The sequence below is a fragment of the Microbacterium sp. Leaf288 genome (genome assembly GCF_001422925.1).
GTDB lineage: Bacteria > Actinomycetota > Actinomycetes > Actinomycetales > Microbacteriaceae > Microbacterium.
On record NZ_LMNI01000014.1, the window covers coordinates 1 to 22,966 of the forward strand.

Annotated in this window: 21 protein-coding genes; 9 read left to right on the forward strand and 12 right to left on the reverse strand. The window is 69.8% G+C overall.

The genetic code is table 11. The features are described 5' to 3' along the window. The first annotated feature begins 202 nt into the window (after positions 1-202). On the forward strand, positions 203-505 hold the full coding sequence (locus tag ASF40_RS18965; RefSeq protein ID WP_056372086.1) for a hypothetical protein: 303 nt from the start codon (positions 203-205) through the stop codon (positions 503-505). Positions 506-511: 6 nt separating this feature from the next. Here ASF40_RS18965 and ASF40_RS18970 read toward each other — a convergent pair whose 3' ends face one another. The 4 genes from ASF40_RS18970 to ASF40_RS18985 all read right to left on the reverse strand — a co-directional run bounded on the left by ASF40_RS18970 (position 512) and on the right by ASF40_RS18985 (position 3,704). After that, on the reverse strand, positions 512-1,399 hold the full coding sequence (locus ASF40_RS18970; RefSeq protein WP_056372088.1) for a hypothetical protein: 888 nt from the start codon (positions 1,397-1,399) through the stop codon (positions 512-514). Continuing rightward, positions 1,396-1,875, reverse strand: coding sequence for a hypothetical protein (locus tag ASF40_RS18975; protein WP_157549821.1), 480 nt, complete (start codon positions 1,873-1,875; stop codon positions 1,396-1,398). Before ASF40_RS18975 ends, ASF40_RS18970 begins: the two co-directional genes overlap by 4 nt. A 45-nt stretch (positions 1,876-1,920) precedes the next feature. After that, entirely contained in the window at positions 1,921-2,616 is a 696-nt protein-coding gene (locus ASF40_RS18980) for a DUF2510 domain-containing protein (RefSeq protein WP_056372092.1), read from the reverse strand. A gap of 230 nt (positions 2,617-2,846) precedes the next feature. Continuing rightward, on the reverse strand, positions 2,847-3,704 hold the full coding sequence (locus tag ASF40_RS18985) for an aldo/keto reductase (RefSeq protein WP_200919537.1): 858 nt from the start codon (positions 3,702-3,704) through the stop codon (positions 2,847-2,849). A 123-nt stretch (positions 3,705-3,827) separates the two neighbouring features. Here ASF40_RS18985 and ASF40_RS18990 point away from each other — a divergent pair, with 123 nt between their 5' ends. Then, a complete protein-coding gene (locus ASF40_RS18990) occupies positions 3,828-4,217 on the forward strand; it encodes a PPOX class F420-dependent oxidoreductase (protein WP_056372094.1) in 390 nt (129 codons plus the stop codon). On the opposite strand, the gene ASF40_RS18995 is transcribed toward ASF40_RS18990, so the two are convergent. Then, entirely contained in the window at positions 4,218-4,703 is a 486-nt protein-coding gene (locus ASF40_RS18995; protein WP_056372096.1) for an SRPBCC domain-containing protein, read from the reverse strand. It lies immediately after the preceding gene. Positions 4,704-4,845: 142 nt separating this feature from the next. Here ASF40_RS18995 and ASF40_RS19000 point away from each other — a divergent pair, with 142 nt between their 5' ends. The 4 genes from ASF40_RS19000 (at position 4,846) to ASF40_RS19015 (ending at position 7,871) form a co-directional block, all read left to right on the forward strand. Beyond that, positions 4,846-5,979 (forward strand): peptidoglycan-binding domain-containing protein, encoded by a 1,134-nt coding sequence (locus ASF40_RS19000; RefSeq protein WP_056372098.1) that lies wholly within the window; start codon positions 4,846-4,848, stop codon positions 5,977-5,979. 82 nt (positions 5,980-6,061) lie between these two features. After that, positions 6,062-6,430, forward strand: a complete 369-nt coding sequence (locus tag ASF40_RS19005; RefSeq protein ID WP_056372100.1) for a hypothetical protein — start codon at positions 6,062-6,064, stop codon at positions 6,428-6,430. Positions 6,431-6,485: 55 nt separating this feature from the next. Further along, positions 6,486-7,370, forward strand: coding sequence for an aminoglycoside phosphotransferase family protein (locus ASF40_RS19010; protein ID WP_235560291.1), 885 nt, complete (start codon positions 6,486-6,488; stop codon positions 7,368-7,370). A gap of 60 nt (positions 7,371-7,430) precedes the next feature. Continuing rightward, positions 7,431-7,871: a VOC family protein gene (locus ASF40_RS19015; RefSeq protein WP_056372102.1), complete on the forward strand. Its 441-nt coding sequence runs from the start codon at positions 7,431-7,433 to the stop codon at positions 7,869-7,871. 40 nt (positions 7,872-7,911) lie between these two features. On the opposite strand, the gene ASF40_RS19020 is transcribed toward ASF40_RS19015, so the two are convergent. The 3 genes from ASF40_RS19020 to ASF40_RS19030 all read right to left on the reverse strand — a co-directional run bounded on the left by ASF40_RS19020 (position 7,912) and on the right by ASF40_RS19030 (position 11,498). After that, complete coding sequence (locus ASF40_RS19020; RefSeq protein WP_056372103.1) at positions 7,912-9,600, reverse strand: MDR family MFS transporter; 1,689 nt, start codon at positions 9,598-9,600, stop codon at positions 7,912-7,914. Then, positions 9,597-10,238 carry a TetR/AcrR family transcriptional regulator gene (locus tag ASF40_RS19025; RefSeq protein ID WP_056372105.1) on the reverse strand — a complete coding sequence of 214 codons (642 nt, stop codon included), beginning with the start codon at positions 10,236-10,238 and terminating at the stop codon, positions 9,597-9,599. Before ASF40_RS19025 ends, ASF40_RS19020 begins: the two co-directional genes overlap by 4 nt. A gap of 156 nt (positions 10,239-10,394) precedes the next feature. Beyond that, on the reverse strand, positions 10,395-11,498 hold the full coding sequence (locus ASF40_RS19030; protein ID WP_056372378.1) for a substrate-binding domain-containing protein: 1,104 nt from the start codon (positions 11,496-11,498) through the stop codon (positions 10,395-10,397). A gap of 246 nt (positions 11,499-11,744) precedes the next feature. Here ASF40_RS19030 and ASF40_RS19035 point away from each other — a divergent pair, with 246 nt between their 5' ends. Beyond that, the gene (locus tag ASF40_RS19035; protein ID WP_162239877.1) at positions 11,745-17,138 is read left to right on the forward strand and encodes a fibronectin type III domain-containing protein; all 5,394 of its coding nucleotides are present in this window, start codon (positions 11,745-11,747) and stop codon (positions 17,136-17,138) included. 91 nt (positions 17,139-17,229) lie between these two features. On the opposite strand, the gene ASF40_RS19040 is transcribed toward ASF40_RS19035, so the two are convergent. Further along, positions 17,230-18,267: a TerC/Alx family metal homeostasis membrane protein gene (locus ASF40_RS19040; protein WP_056372109.1), complete on the reverse strand. Its 1,038-nt coding sequence runs from the start codon at positions 18,265-18,267 to the stop codon at positions 17,230-17,232. A 262-nt stretch (positions 18,268-18,529) separates the two neighbouring features. Here ASF40_RS19040 and ASF40_RS19045 point away from each other — a divergent pair, with 262 nt between their 5' ends. After that, positions 18,530-20,242, forward strand: coding sequence for an IlvD/Edd family dehydratase (locus ASF40_RS19045; RefSeq protein ID WP_056372111.1), 1,713 nt, complete (start codon positions 18,530-18,532; stop codon positions 20,240-20,242). Between the two features lie 69 nt (positions 20,243-20,311). After that, positions 20,312-21,319 carry a zinc-dependent alcohol dehydrogenase gene (locus ASF40_RS19050; RefSeq protein WP_056372113.1) on the forward strand — a complete coding sequence of 336 codons (1,008 nt, stop codon included), beginning with the start codon at positions 20,312-20,314 and terminating at the stop codon, positions 21,317-21,319. A gap of 60 nt (positions 21,320-21,379) precedes the next feature. Here ASF40_RS19050 and ASF40_RS19055 read toward each other — a convergent pair whose 3' ends face one another. The 3 genes from ASF40_RS19055 to ASF40_RS21205 all read right to left on the reverse strand — a co-directional run bounded on the left by ASF40_RS19055 (position 21,380) and on the right by ASF40_RS21205 (position 22,919). Further along, on the reverse strand, positions 21,380-21,769 hold the full coding sequence (locus ASF40_RS19055) for a DUF5684 domain-containing protein (RefSeq protein ID WP_056372115.1): 390 nt from the start codon (positions 21,767-21,769) through the stop codon (positions 21,380-21,382). Positions 21,770-21,821: 52 nt separating this feature from the next. Continuing rightward, complete coding sequence (locus ASF40_RS19060; protein WP_056372117.1) at positions 21,822-22,664, reverse strand: CPBP family intramembrane glutamic endopeptidase; 843 nt, start codon at positions 22,662-22,664, stop codon at positions 21,822-21,824. An 84-nt stretch (positions 22,665-22,748) separates the two neighbouring features. After that, positions 22,749-22,919: a hypothetical protein gene (locus ASF40_RS21205; RefSeq protein ID WP_157549826.1), complete on the reverse strand. Its 171-nt coding sequence runs from the start codon at positions 22,917-22,919 to the stop codon at positions 22,749-22,751. Positions 22,920-22,966 lie beyond the last annotated feature (47 nt).

The window sequence follows — 22,966 nt, forward strand, 5'->3', positions numbered from 1 at the left end:
GGGGGGACCCTGTGGGAGAGTAGGACACCGCCGGACACCCATTCACGGAATGGCCACCCACACGGGTGGCCATTCCGCGTTAACACGATGGATTGCCGACGCAGGCCTGCGGGTCATCCGCGCCGTCGGTCGCGCGATGGCCGCGCGCCGAGCAGAATGGCCTCGACGGTCGCACGGCCGTTCGGACGAAGGAGAGGTCGGCGTGGCAGCTATCGACGGCAAGTGGGCGATCGAGGTCGCGACGCTTGCGGGATCCCACCATTTCGACGTCACACTGACGACGGTCGGAACCTCGCTTTCAGGCACCGCGATCGGCCCCACCGGCCCGATCGCGATCCGAGGCGGCACGGCCACGGGTGACACGGCCGAGTTCACACTCGACCTCGTCGCGCCGCTGCCGATGTCGCTCGCCGTCGCGCTGCACGTGGTCGGCAACCGGCTCACGGGCACGGCCCAGGCGGGACCCTTCCCGCCGTCCACCATCGTCGGCACCCGCACCGGCTGAGCCGGCTCATACGAGCATCAAGACCTCGCTGATCACCCACGCACCGTCGACGAGGAGGAGCGTGTACACCCAGTACTCGTCGATGAGGAACGGCTCTTCGAGCGGTTGGCCGTCGACATCGGTGAGGGAATCGTAGGTCTCGTGCACCTTGATCTCCATGGCCTGCATGGAGGGGCGCTCGATGTCGGTCGGGGTGTTCTCGAAGTTCGCGACGCCTTCCGAGTATGAGCGCGCTGCGGGAGCGAAGCCCGCGCACCCGTTCACGTTGAGGTCGATCCGGAACGACTCCGTCGTGGTAGCCATGTACGCGTCGCAGTCCGCATCGACCCACGCCTGGTTGTAGCTGCGGATGGTCTCGACGGCTGCGCGCTCATTCTCGTTCGACGGTTCGTCCTCGGCCGCCGCTCCGTTGTCTCCCTCAGCGATGCGCCACTCGCCGTCTTCGTTCACGAGATGGTAGCGGTAGGGCGCGCCCGCCTCGTACGGCGGGTCGATCGGCTCTCCGAACTCATCCGTCTGGAGGGTGCAGACCTCGACCACGTCGAGCATGATCTCTCCGACGTGGTCGTCGACCGCGGTGTGTGACCGGATGTCCTCCTGGTGCACGTCCATCGGACAGTACGCGTTCTGGTCGGCGATGTGCTGCTGGAAGGCGGGGCAGTCCGTCCACCCCATCTCCTCCCGATAGCCTGCCGTCGTCGACGCCAGCAGGGCGTCGCAGTCGCCGGCAGTGTATGCCGCACGCCAGTCGACCAGCATCCGTGTCACTGCCTCCTGCTCCTCCTCCGTGACCTCGCCCTCGTTGCGCCCATCGGGAAGCATGTGGACGACATCGACCTTCCACGCGCCCTCGTAGTGGACGAGGTGATAGCGGAAGTCGTACTCCGACGTCACGGATCCTCGGTGGCCTCCCCGTCCTCCTCCCGGTTGCTCGTGATCGTGGTGTGCACGAGCGCCGCGATCTTGGCGCGACCTCTCCCCTCGGCCGACACGGGATCCACCACGACCGAGTCCAGCGCCTGCGCACGGCCCTGCGCGTTCCTCGTGAACGAGTCGCAGTCGGCGAGGCCGCTCCGGTCGCGGAATCTCTGCGTCGTGACCTGTTCGAAGAGGTCGCAGTCCACTTCCGCGAACGCCTCTTCGTAGTGCGCGACGGTGGCCATCGTGTCCGCCTCGTTGCCGGCCGCCGGTGAAGGCGACGGCGCGTCGAGAGCGCGTCCCCCTGATCCCCCCGGCGGGCCGGTCACAGCCGACGCCGGCGACGCGATCAGACCCGCCGCGACCAGCGTGACGATCACGATCAGTGTTCCCGCCCGCAGGCGCGAGCAGGCACCCAGGCCACCCGTGCGCGAGCCCCCAGAGCTCCCCATGGCCGGATCATAGTCCGCTGCCCGCGCCGGGGGCACTACCCTCGCTCACTCGAGGCTGTCGATGACCCAGTCGTCTCCGTCGGCGACCACCGTGTACTCCCAGTCGATGGACTCGTCGACGGGCTCGTCGAGCGGGTTTCCATCTTCGCCGACCAGCCGGCTGTACGTCTCGGTGGTGCTGACCACGATTGCCTCGTCACTGCGGCGCACGCCGGTGAGATCCACCTCGTAGTCCTCCACGGCGAGGCCGAACCCCTCGGCCTCGGTCTCGAACGCGGAGCAGTCGGCGAGCCCTGCCTGCGCCCGGAAAGCCTCGGTGGTGGACGCCATGAAGGCCTGGCAGTCCGCGTCCTGCCAGGCGTCGTCGTACAGCTCCACGGCTGCGACGGCCGCCTTCTGGTCGGCGTCGACGGGAGTATCCTCGCCGGCGAGCCCACCGACTCTCGAGGCAGCGAGCGTCAGCAGCGGAATCGCCACCGCCGCGCCGATCAGGGCAACGAGCACGACCGCGCCGATCACGACCCACACGATCCACCGGCTCGACTTCGGCTCCGGCGGCGCCGCGACCGCGGTGACCGTCGCCCCATCGTGCTGGACCCCGTGGACCGCCGCGCCGGGCACCGCCGGAGACGCCGCAGGCGCGGCATCCGTCCCCGCCACACGCTCCGTCCAGCGGGTGCCGTCCCACCAGCGGTTCGCGCCGTGGCCGTCGTCGTACCATCCGGGCGGAGTCGTCGTCATGCGAGAACGATAGACCCGAAGGGCATCGGTCATCGAGGGGCGGACGGATGCCGCGCCGCAGCGTCTTCATGCCGCTCTCCGCTGCGCTGAGCCGCTGGCGGACGGACGATACAGCGGTGGTCGTCCTCATCGACAGTGAACCGGGCGACGTGAGGGTGTACACCGGGTCGCCGTGGATGGCGGCCCAGAGCTCGTGGCCTCGACCGCGGTGATGTCGTGTCGACCCGTCCTCACGCGAGCGGTCGCGGGCGGGCCAGCGGCATGGTTGCCGCCATCATCCAGCGCGGCAGGCGGAACATCGGGCGGTCCTTGCCGAGCGCGTCGATGCCGGCCATCTCGGCGGGACTCAGCTCGAAGTCGAAGACGTCGATGTTCGCCGCGATGTGTGCGGGGTTGGTCGATTTCGGGATGGCCACGAACCCGCGCTGCACGTGCCAGCGCAGGATGATCTGGACCGCCGACTTCCCGTGCGCGGCCGCGGCTCCCAGGACCGCGGGCTCTGCGAGGAGTTTCGTCGACCCGTGACCGAGCGGGTACCACGCCTCGGGGATGATCGCGTGCTGGGCCAGGAAGGCGAGCAGGTCCGGCTGCTGCCAGTGCGGGTGCAGCTCGACCTGGTCCACCGCGGGCGGGATCCGCGCCGCCGGAAGCAGGCGCTCGAGATCCGACACCGCGAAGTTGCTCACCCCGATCGCGCGCACGACGCCCTGGTCGACGGCATCCTCCATCGCCCGCCATGCGCCCTTCACGTCGCCGACGGGCTGATGCAGGAGCAGCAGGTCGAGAGCGCCGCAGTCGAGTCGTTCCAGCGCGCCGCCGATCGCGGCGCGCGCCTTGTCGTAGCTGTAGTCCGAGGGCCACAGCTTCGTCGTGAGGAAGATCTCCTCGCGGGGGACCCCGGACGAACGGATGCCGCGCCCCACCGCCCGTTCGTTGCGATAGATGGCCGCGGTGTCGATGAGCCGGTACCCCGAGTCGAGAGCGGACTTCACACTCGACTCGCACACCGCCACGTCGGTGACGAGGTAGACGCCCAGGCCGAGCTGCGGCATCCGTGTTCCACTCGAGAGCGGGATGCTGGTCACCATATGTGCTGCCTCCTCCGGGGACTGGAGGCGCATCTACGCGTCCCTCATCGAACTGTAGATTCTCCGCGCCGCGATCGGGAGTCCCGGCGCGTGCCGCGCGGATCCGCCGGGTAGCGTGGGAGCGTGCGGGAATTGTCGGAGGCGGGAATCGAGTTCGTGCGCGAACGGCACATCGGCACACTCTCGACGATGGCGCCGTGGGGCGGCATCCACGCGGTCGCGGTCGGCTTCACGCTGCACGACGGGCTGCTGCGCATCATCACGTCGCGCGACTCGCAGAAAGTCCGGAACGTGCGGCGCGACGGCACCGCCACGATCAGCCAGGTGGACGGCGCACGCTGGCTCTCGTTCCAGGGCACCGCCACGGTGCATGACGATCCCGACGAGGTCGCACTCGCGGTCGGCCTCTACGCCGAGCGATACCGCCAGCCCCGCGTCAACCCCCTCCGGGTCACGATCATCCTCACGCCTTCGCGGCTGATGGGCAGCAGCGGGCTCTTTCGGCAGACGTGACTACGGCCGGGCGCCACCCTCGGCCAGGGCGGCGAGCGATGCCGTAACCGCGCCCCAGCCCTCGGAGAACCCGAGCGCTTCGTGGCGTGCGCGGGCGGCGGCATCGCCGTGGCGCACCACCACGCGGTAGACGGTGCCGTCCGTGTGGTCGTCGAAGGTGATCTCGGCGGTCATCGCGACCGGCTCCGGCTTCGCCGGGTGCCAGCCGCTGTCGACGGCGTTGGTGAAGACGAGGCGGCGATGCGGCTCGACCACGAGGAAGACGGAGTCCGTGTGGGGGACGAACGGTGCGCCGTTGTCGCTCATGCTCGTGACGAAGGCGCCGCCGGGGCTGACCTCGAGTCGGTCCACGCGGGCGACGGTGGGCGCCGGCACCCACCATCGCGCGAGCAGGCTCGGTGTGGTCCAGGACTCCCAGACGGCCTCGCGAGGAGCGCGGATCACACGATCGAGGGTGAGGTCGCGCTCGGGGTCGATCGTCGTCATGGCTTCTCCTCCGGATCGCCGACTCGTCGCAGACTACCTCCGGGTCGACGCCCGCGGAACTCATGCGACCCGCATGACGCGTCGAGTCGGTTCGCGGTGCCATGATGTGGCTCACATGCTTCGGTTCAGAAGGGGGCGCGACATGCACACGCTTCGCACCAGGGTGTCGGCGCGGCTGGGCGCCATCGTCGTCGCGGGCACGGTCGCGGCCGTGGTCCTCGCCGGATGCGCCGCCGAGGCCGACCCGGTCGAGCGGGCGAAGGCCCAGGTTTCGGCGAAGGAGGATGCGGTCGCCGAGGCGCAGACCGAGCTCACCACGGCGTCGGGCGCGTTCTGCGGCGCCGGCAAGGACTACATCGAGGCGCTCGACCGCTACGGCGACGTGCTCAACGACACCGCTCCGACCGTCGGCGATGTCCGCAACGCGGGCGCCGACCTCGCCGCGCCGCGGCAGGACGTGGTCGACAGCGCCGAGGCGGCCGTGACCGCGAACCAGGCGCTGCACGACGCGCAGCAGGAGCTCGTCGACGCGCAGGTCGCGCTCGCGGAGGCGGAGGCAGGTCCGACGGGCACGCCGACCGAGCCCGCGCCCGCGGCGCCGTCGAGCACGCCGCTCGCGCCGACCGCGTCGGTCGAGCGGGTGAAGCAGGCAGAATCCGAGCTCGCGTCGGCCGAGGCATCCGTCACCGATGACACGCCCCTGAAGGACGCGGCCGAGCAGTTCAACAGCGCCGCGGTCGCGCTCGAGATGGCGTGGCTCGCGCTGTTCGCGGATGCCGGCTGCCTGACCGACGAGCAGGCGGCGCAGGCCGAAGCCGCTGTCCGCGCTTACACGTCGGCGCTGCAGCAGGACCTGCTTGTCGCGGGGTATTACACGGGCACCGTCGACGGTGTCTACGGGCCGCTGACGGTGCAGGCCGTCGAGGACCTGCAGAAGGCCGCCGGACTCCCGGTCACCGGCACCGTCGACAAGGCGACCGCCGAGGCGCTGCAGGCGAAGCTGGCCGAGCTGGGCGGCGCCGCCGCGCAGGAGTCGGTGGCGTCGACGGCTGCGCTGCAGCAGACGCTCACGCTCTCCGGCTACTGGGACGGGCCGGTCGACGGCGTGTGGACGCCGGAGCTGACCGCCGCGTTGCAGGCTTTCCAGACGGAGTTGGGCGTCGAGCCGACGGGGACGGTGGATGCCGCGACCGTCGCCGCATTCCAGAAGCACGTCTCCGATCTGCAGGCGGCGGTCCCCGCGCCGACGCCCTCGCCCTCGAGCTCGGACGGCTGACCCACCGGCGGCTACAGCGACGGCCAGAGCAGCGGCACGGCGGTGCGGTGCCGGGCCATGTGCCAGCTCTAAGGTGGGCGGCATGAACGGATGGGTCCTGGCCCTCGCCCTGGTCAGCGCCGTGGTGAACGCATTCGGGATCCTCGGCGGTCTGGCCGCCGTCAAGGGCGCCCGCGCCGAGGACCATGTCGCGCGCACCACGGGCTGGTACCTCCTCATCCGATGCGCCGCTCTCGTCGTCGCGGCGCTGATCGGCGCACTCGGTGTCGGGCTCGCGTGGAGGTGGGAGGTCCGGGGCTGGGTCTTCGCCGTCGCGGCCGTCACCGTGCTGGTGCAGCTGCTCGATGTTCCCGTCTGGCTGTCGCACCCGGACAGATGGAAAGCAGGGGTCGCGCTCTCCTTCGCGCTGGTCGTCGTCGCCGTGGGGGCGGTCGCGCTGCTTGCGCCCTGACGGCTGCACGATTCCTGCGCGCGACGCGGTCGGATGTCGCGTCTACGCTGGGGCGGTGATCGTCGTCCCTCCTTCTTTCCGCGACATGCCGCGGTGGCGGTACGACGGTGAGGGACGGGAGTGGCTCGACCGGCTCCCCGATCTCGTCGACCGGCAGTGCCATCGATGGGGGCTCGTCGTCGACGGCGCCACCCTCCACGGCTCCAACGCGCTCGTCGTGCCGGTACGGCGCGGCGACGAGCGCGCGGTGCTGCGGCTCGCGCCACCGGGCGACGACGTCGCCACCGAGACCGCCGCGCTCGCGCATTGGAACGGCCGTGGCGTCGTCCTGCTGTGGGACGCCGACACCGACGCCGGCGCAACGCTCCTCGAGCGGCTCGACCACGACCGCACCCTGCAGGGCGAGCCCGTGCAGGAGGCCATCGTGATGCTGGGCGCCCTCACGAGGGTGCTCGCGATCCCCGCCGCTGCGGACGCGCGCAGCACGCGTGATATCGCGGCCGAGGCGATCGTGGCGTTCCCGGCGGAGTGGGAGGCCCTCGCCGGGCCGACCACGCCCGAGGTGCTCGACGCGGCGGTGGCGGCAGCATCCGTGATCGCATCAGCGCCCGACGAGCCGCTCTCGGTCGACGGCGACCTCCACTTCGAGCAGGTGCTCGCCGGAGGCCGGCTGCCGTGGACCGTGGTCGATCCGGTACTGCTGCGTGGCGACCCGGAGTACGACATCGGCCGCGCGCTGTGGTCGCGGCTGGACGAGCTGGAGGCCGACGACGACGTGTTCGCGGCGTTCGACGGATTCGTCGATGCGGCCGGGGTGCCGTCCGAGCGCGCGCGTCGCTGGGTGATCGTGCGGAGCATGTCGTACCTGCTGTGGGGGCTGCAGCGCGGCCTCACCCACGACCCGCGCCAGTGCGTGCGCCTGCTCGGGCTGTTCGCCTGAGCCGACCGTCGAACGACGACGGGGTACCGCTGCGCCCGTTCGACGCCTAAGGTCGCGAGGGTGGGCGTCCGCAGCTTCGAGCACATCGGCCTCATCGTCGAGGATCTCGAGGCGATGGCGGGCTTCCTCGAGATGCTCGGATTCCACCACGGCGAGAAGGCCCGCGTCGGCGGCCCGTGGGCGGATCGCGTCAACGGGCTCAGCGGCACCGACGTCGAGATGGTGTTCCTCACCGCGCCCGACGGCTCGGGAGCGATCGAGCTCTCGCAGTTCCTGCGACCGGAGAGCCCGGCATCCGTCGGCGATCTCCCGTCGAACACGCTGGGCCTGCGCCACCTCGCCTACCGCGTCGACGATGTCGAGGGGGTGCTCGCCCAGGTCCGCGCCGCCGGGTACGACACCATGGCGGAGCTCGTGAACTACGAGGACGTGTGGCTCGTCTGCTACGTCCGCGGGCCGGAAGGGCTCATCATCGAACTCGGACAGCGGCTCGACGACTGAGCAGCGCTACGGCGACGTGCAGCGCCGGTTCGGAGCCTGACTACCGCGCGGCGCGGTCCTTCTCGCGCGTGCGGCGGCGTGCGCGTCCGGTGGGAGCGGCGCTGTGCTGCTCGGCCTTCAGCCGCTCGGCCTCCAGGCGCTCGGCCTCCTCGCCGCCGATCGCCTCGCCGCGCGCGACGAGCCCGGCGACGTCCGACAGCGGGATCTGCTTGAGAAAGAGCGCCAGCACGAAGGCGATCGCGATGAACGGCACGAGGTACCAGAACACGGGCGCGAGTGCGTCGGCATACGCGTCCACGACTCCCGTCTTGACCGTGTCGGGCAGCGAGTTCAGCACCGAGGGGTCGATGCTCGATGTCGCCTCGCCCGCCTGCTCAGGGCTGGCTCCGGCGTCCGTGAAGACCTTCGTCAGGTTCTCGGTGAGGCGCGTCGTGAAGAGCGTGCCGAACACAGCGGTGCCGAGCGCCGCACCGACCTCGCGGAAGTAGTTGTTCGTCGAGGTCGCGGTTCCGAGATCCGCGGCGGGCACGGCGTTCTGCACGACCAGCACGACGACCTGCATGATGCAGCCGAGGCCGACGCCGAACAGGAACAGGTAGGTGCAGATCAGCCAGATCGGCGTCGAGGCGGTGAGCGTCGTCATCAGCACCATCGCGACGCCGACGATGAGCGTGCCGGCGATCGGGAACAGCTTGTACTTGCCGGTCTTCGTGATGAGCAGGCCGGAGGCGATCGACATGCCCATGACGCCGACCATCATCGGGAGCATGAGGAGACCGGATGCTGCCGCCGACGTGCCCGACGACATCTGGAGGAACGTCGGCACGAAGCCGAGAGCCGCGAACATGCCGATTCCGATCGCCATGCCGATGGCGGTGGCGTTGATGAAGATCGGGTTGCGGAACATCGACAGCGGCATGATCGGGTCTGCCGCACGCGACTCGGTGAAGATGAACAGTCCCGCCGAGGCGACCAGGCCCGCACCCCACGCCCAGGTCGCGCCGGAGTCCCAGCCCTGGTCCGCCGAGCCGCCGAAGTCCGTGAAGAAGATGAGGCAGGTCGTCGCCGCCGTCAGGAACAGCACGCCCAGCCAGTCGATCGGCTTCTCAGCCTTCTTGTTCGGCAGCTTCAGCGCGAACACGGCGATGAAGAACGCCGCGATGCCGACCGGGATGTTGATGTAGAACGCCCACTGCCAGGTCAGGTGGTCGACGAAGAAGCCGCCGAGCAGCGGGCCGGCCACGGCCGCGAGGCCGAAGACACCGCCCAGAGGGCCGAGGTACTTTCCGCGCTGGTCGGCGGGGACGATGTCGGCGATGATCGCCTGCGACAGGATCATGAGGCCGCCACCGCCGAGACCCTGGATCGCGCGGAAGACGACGAACATCCAGAAGTCGGTGGCGAACGCGCAGCCGACCGACGCCAGTGTGAAGATCGCGATCGCCACCATGAACAGTCGTCGCCGGCCCAGCACGTCGCCGAACTTGCCGTAGATCGGCATGACGATCGTGGTCGCGAGGATGTAGGCGGTCGTGATCCAGACCTGGTGCGAGACACCGCCGAGCTCGCCGACGATCGTCGGCATCGCGGTCGAGACGATGGTCTGGTCGAGGCTCGACAGGAGCATGCCCGCGATGAGCGCGGAGAAGATGATCCAGATGCGCCGCTGCGTGAGCAGGAACGGCGCGTCTGGGCCGGGCGTGGCGGTCGGGACGGTGGCGGTGGTCATTCGGGGGTTCCCATCACTGCGGTCTGCGTGGCGAAGAGGTCGCGCGCCGCGCCGATGCGTCGCTCGAAGATCCGGGTGAACGATTCGGCGTTGCCGGGCTTCAGGAACTCGCCGGCGGCCGACCGGACGAGGGCGCCGATGACCTGGGCGGCGACCTGCGCGCGGAGATCGCCCGACAGGAGGTTCTCGCGCTGCTCGATCAGGCGGGCGTCGAACTGCTCGCCCTCGAACCCGAGTTCGAGCATGCGCGCGAGCAGCCGCGGCTCCTTCTCGACCGCGCGGAACAGGTCCTGCACCGTGTCGGGGGCGATGTCGAGCGCGCGCCAGCGCTCCTCGGCGAGGAGAGCGAGGTCGGTGAGCAGGTTCGGTGAGATGCCCGACTCGTCGGAGGCGCCGGCGAGGAAGCGGGCGATGGCGGCAGCATCCGATCGCTCCAGAGGGATGCCGAGGACGGCGTCGTCCTTCGAAGCGAAGTAGTTGAAGAACGTGCGTCGCGAGACCTCGGCCTCGCTGCACAGCTCCTCGAGGGTGAAGCCGGCCAGGCCGTGCTCGGCGGTGAACCGTCGTGCGGCGCGGATCAGGGTGCGCGTGGTCTCGGCGCGCCGGCGCTCGCGGAGCCCTTCTGCACTATCTGTCACATCATGCAGTTTTGCACTAAATGTATTATCGTGCAAATTGGCCTGCGTTGCCGCCCTCCGGTGGTGCGTTTCAACAGGTCAACCGCGCTTCCGCAGGACCGCACTGAGTTCGGAGGGCCTGCAGAGCCCCGGTTGACCTGTCGAAGAGGGGGCGGGTCAGTGCACGGTGCCCACAGTGGAGGCGCGCGGCAGCAGTTCGGGCAGCAGGTACACGCGCTGCACCGGGCGCCGCGCTCCCTCGCTGAGCCGGGCGACCATCGTCTCGACCGCGAGACGGCCGACCTGCTGCTTGGGCGGACGCAGCGCCGTGATGGCGGGCTCCGCGCTCTCGGCGACCTCGTCGTCGTAGGCGACGATCGCGAGGTCTTCGGGGATCGCCCAGCCGTGGTCGCGCGCCTGCTGCTGCAGCAGCACCGCCTGCGGGTCGTTGTGGATGAGGAGTGCGGTGGTGCGCGTCTCGCGGCATCGCTCGAGCACGTCGGCGATCAGCGCCTCGCGGGCGACCCCGTCCAGGGCGTCGAGCGTCGCGTCGACGTCGACGAGGCACTCGAGACCGAGCCCCTCGACGGCGCGGTCCCACCCGCGGCGCAGCTGCCATGACGTCGGGGAACCGGCAGACGTCAGGATGCCGACGCGACGGTGGCCCAGCGAGGCGAGGTGATCGGCCGCGAGCGAGCCGCCGAAGACGTGGTCGGTGGTCACCCACTCGAGCCGCGTGAGCGCGAGCGCCGACGGCACGCGGCGCTCGGCGAGCACGACGGGGATCGGCAGAGCCTCGAGCCAGTGCAGCAGCGCGCGCCCGTCGGCGCCGAGGGTCTCGGGCGCCACGATGAGGCCGTGCAGGCTGCCGGACTCGACGAGGGAGGCGATCTGCCGGCGCTGGTCGTCGACGGCGTAAGTCGCACCCCGGAGGATCAGCTGGACGCCGAGTTCGGTCGCCGCGGCCCGCGCGCCGATCATGATGTGGGGCCAGTAGTAGCTGAGCGACGGCACGACCATCCCGACCCGGAACCGGATGGCGGCGCCCGACGAGGCGGGGACTGTCGTGTCGAGCCGGCTGCGCAGCGTCGCCCCGCCGTGCACGCGGGTGACGAGGCCGCGGTCGGCGAGCTGGCCGATGTCACGACGGATGGTGAGCTCGGAGACCCCGAGCTCGCGCGCGAGGTCGGCCACCCGCACCGAGCCCGAGCGGCGCAGCTCGTCGAGGATGTGCTCGCGGCGGGAGAGTCCGAAGGCGGGCGGGTCGGTCGGCTGCTCCATGATCGCCTCAGCGTACAAGTGTGTTCGATTCGGTTCAAGACTGAACGAGTGTGTTCGTTTTGGTTCCCGCATCCCTCCCTCTCACGAGAGGATTTCGCTGCGGGCACGCGGTCGTGCCCCATTCGTGCGTCGAGGCCGGTCCGGATCCGCGAGCGCACGGGAGAAGCCCCAGGGGAAACGGAGACTGCGATGTCGCAGGGATGGATGCCTCGTCCGAAGGACGGACGGAGACCACGACGGGTGCGCATGACGCTGGCAGCGGTGGTGACCGCTGCGGTGGTCGCGGCGCCGCTCGCCGTGCCGACCATGGCTCAGGCGGCGGGCGCTGATCCCGTCACCGTGAACGTCACGGGCGCCGACATCGCGGCGGCCGCGCAGAACAAGAACGGCCTCACGTTCAAGGGCTTCGGCGTGCTGTCGGCGAACTCGACGAGCGCGCTGCTGCTGGACTACAAGTCCCAGCACCCGGAGGCGTACTGGGAGCTCATCGAGACGCTGTTCGGCGGGGACCACCCGATCATGAACACGGTCAAGATCGAGATGGGCAACGACCGCAACACCTCGACCGGCCCGAACGCATCGACGATGCGCACGCGCGACGAGTACCCCAACGTGCTCCGCGAGCCCGGCTTCCAGCTCGCCGCCGACGCGCAGCTCGTCGCCCACGGCGACATCCACCTGAGCCTGCTCCGCTGGAACCGCCCGGCGTGGGTCGCGAATGACACCGACCAGTACATCTGGTTCAAGAACACCGTGCTCGCCGCCTACCGCGAGTTCGGGGTCATGGTCGACTCGATCAACCCCGACACGAACGAGACCTCGAGCCCCAACATCCCGCTGTACAAGAACTTCTCGAGCTGGGTGCGCGGCGACGAGAAGGGCTACGAGGGTGCGACCGCGTCCGACCCGAACAACGGGTTCGCGTCGGAGGAGGAGAAGAACCTCTACCGCGCCATCCAGACGATCGCGGCCGACACCGTCGGCACGCCGCCGGTCGCGTTCGGCAACGCGATGACCTCGGCCACCGACGCGTCGCTGCGCGACGCGGTCGACGTCGTCGGCTTCCACTACTCGAGCGCCGACGACAGCGCGGGCAACATGAAGAAGATCGCCGAGCAGCTCGACAAGGAGGTCTGGAACTCGGAGGGCCAGTCGACCTTCTCGAACTCGGCCGACCGCCCGAACAACAACGCGAGCGACGAGCAGGGCGGGTTCGGCACCCAGTTCGGCGGCACCAACAGCGCGCTCGAGATGGGCAACTGGGTCACGACCGGCTTCCACGCGTCGCGGCGCACCATGAACATCTTCCAGCCGGCGATCGGCTCGTTCTACGACGGATTCCAGTACTCGTCGAAGGAGCTCGTGAACGCCCGTGACCCGTGGTCGGGCTGGATGTACTACGACGGCGGCCTGGCCGTGATCGAGCACTTCACCCAGTTCGCGAAGCTCGGGTGGGAGAACGCCGACAACACCGCCGGCATCTGGCGCGCGATCCCGAAGGCGTCGGGCAGCGAGCTCGGCACGGGCAACCCGCCGGGCGGCGCGCGTGCCGGCGGAGCGTCGTACACGACGCTCGCGGCGCCGGACGCCTCGGACTTCTCTACCGTCATCATCAACGACTCGAAGTTCACGAAGACCTACCGGATCGTCGCCAAGGACCTGAACCTCGGCGCCGACCAGACCGGTGAGGTGTGGGAGACGCGGGCGGCCGACGGCGGCCAGGCGTACGACGCGAACTACCTCAAGCCGGTCGGCGAGGTCACCCCCGCCGCCGACGGCACGTACACCGTCACCGTCAAGCCGTGGTCGGCCGTCACGTTCACGACGCTCGATCACGCGACCGCCGGTGCGGGCGGCACGCTCACGGCGAAGGACGGCTACGGCAGCGCACTGCCGACGTCGAAGGAGTACACCGACGCCGACGGCGGCCGCGACGTGCTCGACACCGACGCGAGCGGCAACGTCAACGGCGTGACCGACGACGCGTTCCTCTACGCCGACGACTTCGACTACACCGAGCAGGGCGCGATCAAGGGCTACGACCCCGCGACCGGTCAGCTCGTCGACACCGGCGAGTCGTTCCTCGACAGCCGCGGCAACCAGTCCAAGCCGGGCGGCACTCCCGCAGTGCAGGCCGAGGACAACGGCGCCACGCCGCGGTACACGAACGACACGAACGGCGCGTTCGAGTCGGTCGCGACCCCGGACGCCGCGCACGACCGCGTGCTCCGCCAGCAGGTCGGCCCGGGAATGGCCGGCGGTGCATGGAACGGCGGCGACCCGAAGACGACGATCGGCGACGCCCGCTGGGCGAACTACACGGTCTCGTCGGACGTGCTGTTCGAGGCATCCGGATCCCAGTACGCGACCATCGGCGCGCGCGAGCAGGGCGGCACGGCCAACGGCCAGAGCGTCTCGGCCGCCGAGCTGAAGATCGACCCGACCGGCGCGTGGACGTTCATGCGCTTCGGCGCGACGCTCTCGACGGGCACCGTGGCGGGCAACGCCGCCGCGGCGTTCAAGACCGGCCCGGGCGTGTGGAACAACATCGCGGTGAAGGTCGCCGGCTCGGTGTACACGGCCTCCGTCAACGGCGTGGAGGTCGCGACGTACACGGATGCTGCGCCCCAGGCGACCGGTCGGATCCAGCTGGGTTCGAGCTTCAACTTCGTGCAGTTCGACAACCTGAAGATCGAGACGGTGCCCGGCTACACGCCGTACTACGACACGATGATCGACGGGATGCACCAGACCAGCTGGGCGGACCGCTCGGTGCCGGTGCTGCAATTCGACAAGAACTGGAGCCACGCGAACGGCCAGGGCATGTTCGAGTGGCAGCGCACGGCCTCCAAGAGCACGGCGAAGGGCGCGTCGATGACGTACTCCTTCGCCGGCACCGGTCTCGACATCATCGGCACCAACGCCGGCACCACGACCCTCGACGTGATCGTCGACGGCGTGCAGGTCGCCACGGCGGCGCCGACGTTCGCCGCCGGCAGCGAGCGCACCACGTTCATCCTCCGCGGCCTGTCGAACGGCCCGCACACGGTCGTCATCAAGACGGCGAACGACGCCTCGATCAACGTCGACGCCGTCGGCGTGGTCACCGCGACCGCCGACTCCGCGAAGGCCGACACCACGGCGCTCGCCGCGGCGGCGGACGCCGTGAAGGGCCTGGACGAGGCCGAGTACAGCGCCGAGACGTGGGCGGTGTTCGCGGCCGTGAAGGCGAACGCGACCGCCGCGCTCGACGACCCGGCAGCCTACGGTCTCGACACCGAGGGGTCTGTGGCGATCGCGGCCCGTCTGACGGCGGCCGCGGACGGCCTCGTGCCGAAGGACGTCAGCCCCGACGTGCTCGACCTGGGCGTCGTGACCATCACATCGGCCGACCGCACGCTGCCCGCGAAGCTCGACCTCGCCGGCACGAACGCGAAGGTCACGTGGAGCCTCGCGTCGACGACGAGCGCGAAGAGCGTCGCCGAGCTGGGGACGTTCGCAGCGTCCGGCCGCTCGACCGAGAAGCTGTCGACGGGCCTGTACCAGCGCTTCAGCGCCACGGTGCTGGTCGCCCCGGCCGATCTCGACTACTTCATCGACTCGGGCGCGACGGGGGCCTCGGCCGGATCCGTGTATGCGGCGGTCAAGGCATCCACTCCGGGGCTCGTCAACGACACCAGCGACCAGAAGTGGGACGGCACGACGGCGGGAACGACGTGGGGCTACTCGACCACGGCGACCACGATCGCGGCGGGCTCGCCGGCGGACTGGGGATCGTCGTACGTCGGCGCCGACTACAACAAGCCGGTCACGTACCACCTGACGCTTCCCGCGGGCTCGTACAACATCGTCGCCGTCCAGGCGCCGCGTGCAGGACTCACGACCAACGTCTACTCCAAGGTCAAGGTCGCGGGCGCCGAGACCACGAAGACCGCGGTGTCGACGGGATCGGCGACGCCGGTCGCGCAGACGCTGACGCTCGACGCGGACGCCGTGGTCGACGTGGAGTTCGGCACCAACGGCACGAGCGGCTACAACGCCCGTCTCGCGCTCGTCTACGTGCAGAGCCTTCCTCGCGACCTCGGGGTGCAGGGCGCGCTGACCGTCGACGAGGACCTTCCCGAGACGGTGACGGTCGCCGGCGCCGAGAAGGCCGTCGAATGGGATGCCGCCTCCGCCGCGCAGGCGCGCACGGTGTACGGCAAGCTCACGGTCACGGGCCGCCTGACCGACACCGATCAGGCCGTCGTCGCGGGCTACGAGATCGTCCCGCCGGCGCTGGTGTACTACATCGACTCGGGAACGAGCGGGGCGGCCTCGCCGCAGTACACCGCGGTCGCGGGCACGGTCGCGCTGCGCAATGACAGGGTCGACCAGGTCTCCACGGCCCCCGACCAATGGGGCTACGTCGCCGACGGCATGAAGACGAAGGGCACCACCGACGTGGGCGACAAGTACTCGACGGGTCTGTACCAGGACACGACGAAGCTCGTCTACCGTCTGCCTCTCGACGCGGGCACCTACACGCTCACGGGTGGGTTCACCGAATGGTGGGGTCTGAACCGCGCGATGTACCAGACGGTGTCGGTGGGCGGTACCGAACTCGCCAAGGGCACGGTCCCGCTGTCGGGCTCGAGCGGGCCGATCGCCGCGCCGCTCACCTTCACGCTGACGGCTCCCGCCACGGTCGACTACCTCGTCACCAACGAGGGCGCCGGCGCCGAGAAGCCCGTCATCTCGTGGCTCGCCGTGGCCGATGAGACGCTCCCCGGTGCGCCGCAGAACGTGACCGCCTCCCTCGCGGGCGACACCTCGATCACGGTCGCGTGGGATGCGTCGACCCTCACCGGTCCGGGATTCACGGGGTACCGCGTGTACGAGGCGGGCGGCACCGACCCGGTGTGCGAGACGAGCAGCACAAGCTGCACCGTCAAGGCGCTCGAGCTCGGCACGACCCACGCGTACGAGGTCGCGGGCGTGAACGCACTCGGCGAGGGCGAGCGGTCGGCGGCGACGGCATCCGTCACCCTCCCGGAGGTCGCCTCGAACGACGGTGCGAAGACGGCGCCGGCCAAGGGCGTGCTCTCGTCGAACGACGGATGGGACACCGGCCTGAAGGACGGCACGTTCCAGCTGACGATGAACCTGTGGTGGGGCGAGAACGGCTCGCTGTTCAAGCTCTACCGCGACGGCGAGCTCGTCGCCAAGGTGCCGCTCACGATGATGACGCCCGGCGCGCAGAGCGCTGTCGTCGACATCAAGGGCCTGGTGAACGGCAGCTACGTGTTCACCGGTGAGCTGGTCAACTCGAAGGGCACGACCGCGACGCAGCCGCTCACCGTGAAGGTGACGGATGCCTCGCCCGGCAAGCCCGTCCTGTCGAGTGACGTCAAGAACGGCGCGGGCACGTACACCGTCACCGCCGACCTGTGGTGGGGCACCAACGCCACCTCCTACCGGTTCCTCGAGAACGGCGTCGAGGTCGGCGCGGGCGACCTGAAGGCGGCCACCCCGGGCGCGCAGCGCGCGACCCTGCCGGTCGCGGGCAAGGCCAAGGGGACGTACACCTACACGGTGGAGTTCACGAACGCCGCCGGCACGACGGTGAGCGCACCGCTCAAGGTGACGGTCTCGAAGTAGCCGGCCCAGCCGGCGCGGCACCGCAGCAGCGTCCGGCCTCCGCCTCGTGGCGGAGGCCGGACGCCGCTCTGCGCCGGTGGGGATCACCAGGTCAAGAGAGTTCCTTCTCTGGGTGGGCCGTAGACGTGTGATCTGCGGCGGGGATGGTCGGGTGCGACGTCGCGGCGCGGCCGCCGCGGGTGTTGATGAGGCTCGCCGTCGTCGCGACAGCGATCGTCGCGGCGATGAACAGCAGTGAGAACCAGATGGGGATCTCGGGCGCCCACAGCATCGGCTCGCCGCCGTTGATGAAGGGCAGCTCGTTCACGTGCATCGCGTGAAGGACGAGCTTCACGCCGATGAAGGCGAGGATCACGGCGAGGCCCTGCGCCAGGTAGACCAGGCGCTCGAGCAGACCGCCGATCAGGAAGTACAGCTGCCGCAGGCCCATGAGCGCGAACGCGTTCGCGGTGAACACGATGTACGCCTCTTCGGTCAGCCCGTAGATCGCCGGGATGGAGTCGACGGCGAAGATCAGGTCCACGAAGCCGATCGCGACGATCACGAGGAGCATCGGCGTCACGAAGCGACGACCCGCCTTCACGACGGTGAGACGGTCACCGTTGTAGTCGTCGCTGACGGGCAGGCGGCGGCGGACGAATCGCATGAATCGGCCCTGCGAGGGATCCGCCTCACCGTGCGTGAAGGCCTGCCGATAGGCGAGGAAGAGCAGCAGCGCTCCGAAGAGGTAGAAGATCCACGAGAAGTTCTCGATCAGCGTGGCGCCGACCGCGATGAAGACGCCCCGGAGCACCAGCGCGATCACGATGCCGATCATCAGCACCTTCTGCTGGTAGATCTTCGGAACGGCGAATCCCGTCATCACGATGAGGAAGACGAAGAGGTTGTCGATCGACAGCGCCTTCTCGGTGAGGTAGCCCGCGAAGTACTCGCCGCCGTAGGTCCAGCCGGAGACGACGCCGACCCCGATGCCGAACAGCAGCGCCAGGCCGATGTAGAACGCGGACCAGCGGGCCGACTCGCCGATCGTCGGCTCGTGGGGCTTGCGGACGTGCGCGAAGAACTCGTAGACGAAGAACGCGATGGTGATCGCGATGGTGATGACCCAGACGAGCGGGGTGATGTTCAAGGAGGCTCCAACCGTGGCGTGACTGATCGACGCCAAGGTCTTCTCCATCCTCGAGATCGAGGACCGATGACCCGGGATGCACCATGCATCCGTAGTGACGAGCCGATCGTGGTGGAGTACTCCCCTTGGGGTTGCGAGCCTACGGAGCGTTCCCCGGCTCTTCCTGGGAGCAAGCCGAGTGCGCCCGACGACGGCCGCCCTCTTTTCCGGCAGGATGGCGGAAAGCGCCCGCGATCGCTGCGGGCGAGGATGAGGGTCGACGGTGACGCTGCGCAGCTCCCACTGGTATTCAGGCGACGACCGGAACGCCTACATCCATCGGGCGTGGATGCGTCGCGGTGTTCCGGATTCGGCCTTCGCGGGGCGCCCGCAGATCGCGATCGCGAACACCGCATCGGACCTGACACCGTGCAACGCGCACCTCGACGAGGTCGCGCGGTCGGTGAAGAACGGCGTCTACGAGGCCGGCGGCATCCCGCTGGAGCTGCCGGTGGTGTCGCTGGGGGAGACGAACGTGCGGCCGACGGCGATGCTGTGGCGCAACATGGCCGCGATGGCGACCGAGGAGATGCTCCGGGCGAACCCGATCGACGGGGTCGTGCTGCTCGGCGGCTGCGACAAGACGATCCCGTCGCTGCTGATGGCCGCGGCATCCGTCGATCTTCCCGCCGTCGTCGTCCCCGGGGGCCCGATGCTCACCGGCCACTTCCGGGGCGAGGCGCTCGGCTGCGGCACGGATGTGTGGCGGCTGTCCGAGGAGGTGCGAGCGGGGACGCTGAGCGAGGCGATGTTCCGGGGGAGCGAGTCGTCGATGATCCGCTCCAAGGGGCACTGCAACACGATGGGAACCGCCTCGACCATGGCGCTCGTCGCCGAAGCCCTCGGCGTCGTGGTGCCCGGCGTCGCGGGGACGCCCGCGCCGGACGCCCGCCTGCTCGAGGCCGCCCACCTCACCGGCGCTCTCGCCGTGGCGCTGGTCGCGGAGGACCGCCGACCGTCGACGTTCCTCACGAAGGCGAACTTCCACAACGCGATCGTCGCGCTCGCCGCCATCGGCGGCTCCACCAACGCGGTCGTGCACCTGCTCGCGATCACCGGGCGCCTGGGCATCGACCTCACCATCGACGACTTCGACCGCATCGGCGCCGAGGTGCCGCTGCTGGTCAACCTGCAGCCCGCAGGCCAGTACCTGATGGACGACCTCTTCCGCGCGGGCGGGTTCCTCGCGGTGATGCGCGAGGTGCGCGACCTGCTCGACCCCGATGCGCTCACCATCACGGGTCGCCCGTTCGTGGAGTACCTCGACGACGCGCGCATCTGGGACGCGGACGTGATCACCCCGCGCGACACCCCGCTGCAGCCGCACGCCGGCATCTCCGTGCTGCGCGGCTCGCTCGCTCCGGGCGGTGCGCTGATCAAGCCTGCGGCGGCATCGCCGCACCTGCTGAAGCACCGGGGTCGGGCGGTGGTGTTCGACTCCATCGAGGACTTCCACGCCCGCGTCGACGACCCCGACCTCGACATCGACGAGAACTCGGTGATGGTGCTGCGCGGCTGCGGACCGAAGGGATATCCCGGCATGCCCGAGGTGTCGAACATGCCGCTTCCGACCAAGCTCCTCGAGCGCGGCATCCGTGACATCGTCCGCATCTGCGACGGCCGCATGTCGGGCACCGCGTACGGCACGGTCGTGCTGCACGTCACCCCCGAGGCCGCCGCCGGGGGACCGCTCGCCCTCGTGAGGACCGGCGACTGGATCGAACTCGACGTGCGCGACCGCCGCCTCGACCTCGACGTGCCGGCCGACGAACTGGCGAGCCGGATGCCGAACCAGGCCACCGTCGACGGCTACGCGAACCCGCGGCGCGGGTGGGAGCGGCTCTACGTCGACCACGTGATGCAGGCCGACCGCGGCGCCGACCTCGACTTCCTCGTCGGAGCGTCGGGTTCGGAGGTGACGCGTGAGTCCCATTGAGCCGAGGGGCGCGGGTCCCGACCTCCGGCCGGGGGGCCGCGGCATCCGTCCCCGCGTGTGGGCGGGGAGATGAGGGCTCTCGTCATCACGGCGCCGCACCGCGCCGAGATCCAGGAGGTGCCCGAACCCGAGCCGGCAGCGGGCGAGGTCGTCGTCGACGTGCGGCGCGCCGGGATCTGCGGCACCGACATCGAGTTCTTCACCGGGGAGATGGCGTATCTGCACACCGGCCACGCCGCCTACCCGATGCGGATCGGCCACGAGTGGACGGGCATCGTCTCGGAGGTCGGCGCCGGCGTCGACCCCGCGTGGATCGGGCGACGGGTCACCGGCGACACGATGCTGGGCTGCGGCGCGTGCCGCCGCTGCGAGCACGGTCGCCGGCACGTGTGCGAGAACCGGCTCGAGCTCGGCATCCGCGGCGGGAAGGCCGGTGCCCTCGCCGAGAAGGTCGCGACCCCCGTCTCATCGCTGCATCGACTGCCTGAAGGCGTCGACGATGCGATGGCCGCCATGGTCGAGCCCGGCGGGAACGCCTTTCGCGCCGTGCGGGGTGCGGATCTGCGCCCGGGCGATCGCTGTCTCGTGCTCGGCCCCGGCACGATCGGCCTGCTGAGCGCGATGTTCGCCCGCGCCGCCGGCGCCGAGGTGCACCTGCTCGCCCGCGACGACCGCGCCCTCGCGTTCGCGCGGTCGCTCGGCTTCGACCACATCTGGACGCAGGAACGGATGCCGCGACTGCCGTGGGACGCCGTGATCGAGGCATCCAACGCTCCGCAGCTTCCGGCGAAGGCGCTCGAGCTCGTCGAGCCGGGCGGGCGGGTCGTCTACATCGGCCTCGCCGGCACGCCGAGCCTCATCGACACCCGCGACCTGGCGCTGAAGGACGTGACGGCCGTCGGCGTGCTCAGCGCCTCACCTGGCCTCGCGGGCACCATCGACGCCTACGCCTCGGGCGTCGTCGATCCGCGACCTCTCATCGCCGCGACGGTCGCCCTCGAGGAGCTGCCCGCGATCCTCGCCGGCGAGCGGCCGGCGGGGGCGGGGCCGGGCCCGAAGTTCCACGTTGCGCCGTGACGCAGACGCGAACGCCCCCGGCCGCGGAGCGGGGGCGTTCGCTCGGTCAGCGGGAGTGGCTCAGACGGGCTTGGTGTAGGTGTCGTTGCTGAAGCCGGTGATGAAGTAGCCGATCGGGTTGAGCAGGAACAGCAGGAAGAACGAGAACGCGCCGCCGTGGCCGAAAGCCCGGCCGTTGCGGAAGGCGACGATGATCGCGAGCACGATGTTGGCGATCGGCACGAACCACAGCAGTCCGAGCCAGGCCGAGTACCCCGCGACCTTGACGAGCACGAACAGGTTCACGATCGGGATGATCGCGAGCCATCCCGGGTAGCCGGCCTTCGTGAACGTCCTCCAGTAGGCGGCGATCGTGGCGATCCAGTAGATGAGGCCGACGACCACGTAGCCGAAGACGGCACCGGCGGAGACGGCCTGGTTGATGGGCTCGATGTCAGAAAGCAGAGTCATGCGCTGAGCGTATGGGGTCCGGACGTACGGACCTCGTATTGCTGCCCGTCGGTCAGGCGACCTTGGTGCCGATGCCCGGCTCGACCACCGATGCGGTCGGCTCGACCTTCCCTCGGATGAAGAAGAGCAGCACGATCCCGGCGATGACCACGGCGATGTTGCCCTGAGCCGCGACGGCGGTGAGCGCGCCGTCGGCGGGGTAGGCCGACTGCAGGAAGATCGACGGATCGGTCGTCGCATGCAGCAGGATCGGCCAGATCAGGTTGCCCGTCACGCGCAGAGACAGGTACATCAGGATGCCGAAGGCGAACGTGTAGACGAGCTGGAATCCTGTGGCGAGCGGCGATTGTCCCGACAGCACGTTGCCCGAGTGCAGCAGGGCGAACAGCAGGGCCGAGACCAGCGCCACCACGATCTCGCGGTAGCCGCCCTTGCGCATGAGGTTCACCACGAAGCCACGGGTGAGCACCTCTTCGGCGAAGCCGACGAACAGGCCGGCGACGACCCAGGCCACGACCACGCCGGCGCCGGTCGCGCCGTAGTCGATCGTCGCGAACCGCAGCACGTTGAACACCAGCACCACCGCGACGGCGATCCACATCCAGCCGCGGCCGCGGATGGGCTGCGGGCCGAACAGCTCACGGAGCCAGCCCACCGACCACGCGAAGAGGACGAGCAGCACTCCGCCGAGCGCGATCGGCAGCGCCGTGCCGAACCAGATGAGAGCCGCCGGATCGTCGGTCGAGGTCACCAGCGGAAGGAACGCGAACGATCCGAGCTGGTACAGCGCGTAGTACGCGACCACCAGCAGCAGGGCACGCCACCAGCCGCCCCGCTCCCAGAAACGCCGCCATCCGTTGGTGCCGTGGCTGGATTCCGTGGCGTCGGTGTGCATCGGGTCCCCTGTCTCGTGAGTCGACCGGAGTCTCACCCTAGCGGTGGGATGCAACGCCCTCCCTCGTCCACGCGGGAGATGAGTTCAGCGGCCAGCGCCCCACAGCCGATTCGTCTGGGCGTGGGCTTGCAAGAGATCGTCACGCGCCGCTTCGAGCGCGCGCTGCGCATCGATGAAGGCATCCCGTGCCTCGATGAGCCGGACCGGGACCCCGTCCTCCAGGCTTCCGATGCTGAAGCTGTGCGTCCACGACATGGCGTTGCTCCTCTCGTGCGAGCCGGATCTCGGCGCGCTCCGAACCG

Coding starts and splice junctions, on each gene's coding strand:
- ASF40_RS18975 (WP_157549821.1), bottom strand. CDS start 1,875: ATGGGGAGCTCTGGGGGCTCGCGCACGGGTGGCCTGGGTGCCTGCTCG.
- ASF40_RS18980 (WP_056372092.1), bottom strand. CDS start 2,616: ATGACGACGACTCCGCCCGGATGGTACGACGACGGCCACGGCGCGAAC.
- ASF40_RS18985 (WP_200919537.1), bottom strand. CDS start 3,704: ATGGTGACCAGCATCCCGCTCTCGAGTGGAACACGGATGCCGCAGCTC.
- ASF40_RS18995 (WP_056372096.1), bottom strand. CDS start 4,703: ATGACGACGATCGACCCCGAGCGCGACCTCACCCTCGATCGTGTGATC.
- ASF40_RS19000 (WP_056372098.1), top strand. CDS start 4,846: ATGCACACGCTTCGCACCAGGGTGTCGGCGCGGCTGGGCGCCATCGTC.
- ASF40_RS19005 (WP_056372100.1), top strand. CDS start 6,062: ATGAACGGATGGGTCCTGGCCCTCGCCCTGGTCAGCGCCGTGGTGAAC.
- ASF40_RS19020 (WP_056372103.1), bottom strand. CDS start 9,600: ATGACCACCGCCACCGTCCCGACCGCCACGCCCGGCCCAGACGCGCCG.
- ASF40_RS19030 (WP_056372378.1), bottom strand. CDS start 11,498: ATGGAGCAGCCGACCGACCCGCCCGCCTTCGGACTCTCCCGCCGCGAG.
- ASF40_RS19035 (WP_162239877.1), top strand. CDS start 11,745: ATGACGCTGGCAGCGGTGGTGACCGCTGCGGTGGTCGCGGCGCCGCTC.
- ASF40_RS19050 (WP_056372113.1), top strand. CDS start 20,312: ATGAGGGCTCTCGTCATCACGGCGCCGCACCGCGCCGAGATCCAGGAG.
- ASF40_RS19055 (WP_056372115.1), bottom strand. CDS start 21,769: ATGACTCTGCTTTCTGACATCGAGCCCATCAACCAGGCCGTCTCCGCC.
- ASF40_RS19060 (WP_056372117.1), bottom strand. CDS start 22,664: ATGCACACCGACGCCACGGAATCCAGCCACGGCACCAACGGATGGCGG.
- ASF40_RS21205 (WP_157549826.1), bottom strand. CDS start 22,919: ATGTCGTGGACGCACAGCTTCAGCATCGGAAGCCTGGAGGACGGGGTC.